The organism is Argonema antarcticum A004/B2, assembly GCF_023333585.1.
Lineage (GTDB): Bacteria > Cyanobacteriota > Cyanobacteriia > Cyanobacteriales > Aerosakkonemataceae > Argonema > Argonema antarcticum.
This window is the reverse complement of the sequence record NZ_JAIQZN010000195.1, coordinates 1-4013: the sequence shown is the minus strand read 5'-3', so window position 1 is coordinate 4013 and position 4013 is coordinate 1. Positions and strand designations below refer to the sequence as shown.

Annotated in this window: 4 protein-coding genes and 1 pseudogene; all 5 read right to left on the bottom strand. The window is 39.4% G+C overall.

The genetic code is table 11. The features are described from left to right. A partial coding sequence (locus tag LAY57_RS35025; protein WP_420839194.1) for an RHS repeat domain-containing protein occupies positions 1-713 on the bottom strand: 713 nt, incomplete at its 3' end. A 59-nt stretch (positions 714-772) separates the two neighbouring features. After that, positions 773-1441 (bottom strand): hypothetical protein, encoded by a 669-nt coding sequence (locus tag LAY57_RS35020; RefSeq protein ID WP_249072005.1) that lies wholly within the window; start codon positions 1439-1441, stop codon positions 773-775. Positions 1442-1519: 78 nt separating this feature from the next. Then, positions 1520-2596 (bottom strand): annotated as a pseudogene (locus tag LAY57_RS35015) (RHS repeat-associated core domain-containing protein); the annotation flags it as partial. A 35-nt stretch (positions 2597-2631) separates the two neighbouring features. Then, positions 2632-3396 carry a hypothetical protein gene (locus LAY57_RS35010; RefSeq protein WP_249072002.1) on the bottom strand — a complete coding sequence of 255 codons (765 nt, stop codon included), beginning with the start codon at positions 3394-3396 and terminating at the stop codon, positions 2632-2634. Then, positions 3393-4013: RHS repeat-associated core domain-containing protein (locus LAY57_RS35005; RefSeq protein ID WP_476727031.1), on the bottom strand; the 621-nt coding region annotated here is incomplete at its 5' end. The genes LAY57_RS35010 and LAY57_RS35005, both read right to left, overlap by 4 nt.

Genomic DNA, 4013 nt, shown 5'->3' with positions numbered 1-4013 from the left:
GTCAACCCCCGCGTACTACCCAAACCATCCACCAAATAAAACGACTTCTCACTCCCCCTCTGCTGAGAAATCAAATCTAACCCATACACATAACCAGCAGTCAACCCATTATTAACCCTCTCCTCCAACACCTGAGCATAAGGAAGATTCTTATCCACCAAATACTCAGTCTTCACCCCATTAACAGTAGAACTAACCCTTATCCCATCACTATCGTACTGATAAGAAATCACCTCCCCATTCCTCTTCCTCACCCCAATCAAACGATTTTCTTTATCCCAGGTGTAACTGACCTCCTCCACCCCATTCTTAATTCGAGATTTCAGATTCCCATTATCGTCATAACGATATTCAACAGTCTGAACAACTACACCATTCTGATTCAACTCTTCCGTCTTCAAACGGTCATTATCATCGTAAGTATAAGTAGTAATCCCCTCAACAGAATCATTCTTAGTCAAGCGATTACCCACTTTATCGTAGGTATACTCAACAATCCGATTACCAGCAACAGCATCAGTTATTGTCTCTTTTGTCAACCGATACAAACTATCGTATTCATACTCAACTTTCCTACCATTTTGTTCGGTGACAACTCGCCGATGACCTACCAAATCGAGAGTGTAATCGAAAGTGGAAATTCCCACTCCATCTTTGACATTCTTCACCAACTTCAACCGATTCAATTCATCGTAATCCCTAGTTTCTATCACCCCATTCGGTAATTCAGTTTTAACTAAATTCCCAGCAACATCGAATTGGTGGATCTAGCTTAGATACAATCCCAGCTAAGCCAATAGATAGAGGTTTCCTTACGAGTATCATTAAGCATAACAATAATTGCCGCCATAAAATTTTCAAAGTTACTGGGGAAATAAATAGTTATTGTTGATAGCTTATTTTGATATTCTATCTTACCCAAAACATCAAATTCAAAATGCTTTTTAGCCCACTCATGCCAATCAATAATCACTTGTTCGTATCTGAGTTGATTTTTATTCGCTTTGTTTTTAAATTTTACTTTTAACTGGACAGATGTAGAATTGGTGAACCCAGTTTCAACTATTTCTATTGCTTTCGGATTTCCTGGCTCTTTGAGAGTGTATATCTTTTTGTTTATTATAAAATCAAGAGCAATACAACCAAATCTGTACCCAAAACGATCGTGAGAAGCTGGATGAGAATATAGTGGCTGGAGAAATCGATCTAACTCGCCAAATAACTGCTTTGCTTTGCTTTGTAATTCCGGATCTTTACCTGCTTTATTTTGGATTTCTATATCTTCATTGTATAAAAGCTCAAAAATTGGGTCGTAAAATTCAAAGAAAACATAATTATAAGGCATTTCTAATATATGTTTTACATTTGAATGTTCCTGCAATGTTTGCAAATCGGCAAGATAAAAATTTTTCACGATGATAAGAGGTCTATAAGTAGGCATTGACGAACTCCTGTCCTCCGGGGAAATTCATGTATTCTAAGAGTAATAATAAAAAGAAATTATACTCTTATTGAACGCTTAAGCAAATCCTTTTGTTAGGGCAAGATTTGTTGCTACTTGTGTGGCTAGTTGACTGACTTGTTGTTGGTTTGAAGCGGCAATTGCCAAGAATAACGTTGTGGTAATCATTGCTTTGCCAGTCTCGTTGATAAAAGGATAATACACAATAACACCAGGTTCATCAGTGTAATATCTTAATGAAGTTCCAATCAAAGGTGGCGGATTATCTAATCTTCCCTCAAACATAAAAGTTCCTTTGACAAAATTTCTCTCTGGGTTCATTCGGATATATCTATCTAATTGGATGTTTGGGTCTACAACACCATCAAGGGGTTTGATATCAAAAATCTGGCTTGGTCGGTAAATCACATCTATTCTGCCTCCTTGGACTGGAACCTCTATTTGTACTCCTGAATACCTCTGCAAGATGTCTGCCTCTATAGCGCGGTGAACAATACCACCAAATTGAGCATAAGCATATATAGGGTTAAGGAATGAATACAGACCGACTCTACGAAATCCAAGTACAACATCGGTTAAGGGGGTCAGCCCTGATGAATCTGTTAAATTAACTGGATTGTTGTGTGCGTAGATATACTTGTGCAAGGAGACTGGGTTAGACAAAAAGCCTTCCCAAGTATCCCTCCTAGTAAACCGCCCAATACTTTCGTCATAATACCTCGCCCGCAAATAATAATCACCCAAACTCTTATCGAACTGTTCCCCAGCAAACAGATAATTATTCTGCACATTGTTAGTAGAACTAATCAGATTCTCAAACGCATCGTAAGTATAAGTATCCGTGACAATTCCACTCTGATTCGTCAACCCCCTCGTACTACCCAATCCATCCACTAAATAAAACGACTTCTCACTCCCTCTCTGCTGAGAAATCAAATCATTACCATACACATAACTAGCCGTCAACCCATTATTAACCCTCTCCTCCAAAACCTGAGCATAATCCCGATTCTTATCCACCAAAAACTCAGTCTTCACCCCATTAACAGTAAAACTGACCCTTACCCCATCACTATCGTACTGATAAGAAATCACCTCCCCATTCCCCTTCCTCGCCCCAGTCAACCGATTTTCCTTATTCCAAGAGTAACCTGAGAATTGATATTACCCTATAAGTCCGAACGATCGAATTTCGGACGATAAGAGATTGCGCTGAACCAAGTGTCAAATTCAATATCGAGGCGGCTTAACCACTCCGCGATCTGCTTTTGTCCCAAAGCGTTTAAAATCAAGGTGTCGTTTTGCTGCAAGAATGACCTAAAACACTTTTTATTCATAGAGACTTGTATCACCTCTTGGTGACCAAACCCCACTTCTGTGATAAGATAATTGCCAAATTCCCAGAATGGTAACTTTGGCTCAAGCTCGACTGAAAATTGATTGTAAAGTTTTGGCAAAGCTTGCAACTTTAGCATTAAGTAAACCCAAACTGTCTCCCCAGCAGTTGCAACCCAGTTTTCTGGATGAAACCTTAACAATCTTTGAATAAGAGGTTTTGAAGTATAATCAAAACCATCAGCAATGTCTGCTAGAGAATGATTTAATAGTAACTGAGTATAGTTCATATCAAGAGAGTAGTATTTTGAGGGAGGTGGATTACAGTCCAATATCGCTATTCTTGCGTGAGGAATGGCTGTATCATAAAATGCGATTTCCCAGTATTCCGATCTGTTGCTTCTATCAATAATAAAATGATGAGGCTTAATACTCTTGAGTGAGGGATGATAAAGGCTTCCTCTTAACTTCAATATTTCTGGATATTCGCCCTCAATGTTCCTGAAGAAAGTATGTATTTTCTCCAAAAACAGGGATTTCTCTTCCTTCGATAGAATCTTAAAAAACTTAATAAAATTTGGACTTGCAGGTAGTCTCATGATCCTGAAGAACGCTCAAGCGCTTTTGCAATTAAAGTTGCTGTCACTGTCCAGTTTATACAGTTATGCCCCCACAGGGTATAGCTTTCTGCAGAAGGTATCGATCTGATAGCGACTTTCCATACAGCATACCGAAAAGCATCTAACCTGGCTACCCTAACCTTCAATGCATTCCACGGAAGTTGATTTTCGCGTGGATAACTTGTTGAAAGCCCACCGTCAACGGCTCTAGACGGACTCAACACAGTCCCCGACCAGTCTCTAGCTCCTACATCAAACCTCTCAACCAAATTTCGATTAGAAACTAAAGGATACTTGGCATACATGAAAGCATGAACAGGTGCTGCTCCACCAGTAAATATTTGCAAAGCAGAGAAAAGCTCGTGATCTTTAACAGTGAACCGTCTAAGGGCTTGAATTTTGGTGTTGTCCCTCTGTCTCTCCAGAGTATCTGAGATACTCTGCGTTGCATTCACTTCACTTAGGCTAGATGAAAGACCTGTTGGATCGATAAAACTAACTGGATTGCTATTAGCGTAGAGATACTTATGTAGCGTAACAGGCTCATCAATACTTCCCTCATAACTATCCCTCCGAGTAAACCTGCCAGTATCCGT

Bases quoted from the DNA above. Each gene is read 5' to 3' on its own strand.
- LAY57_RS35020 (WP_249072005.1), bottom strand. From the start codon at position 1,441: ATGCCTACTTATAGACCTCTTATCATCGTGAAAAATTTTTATCTTGCC.
- LAY57_RS35010 (WP_249072002.1), bottom strand. From the start codon at position 3,396: ATGAGACTACCTGCAAGTCCAAATTTTATTAAGTTTTTTAAGATTCTA.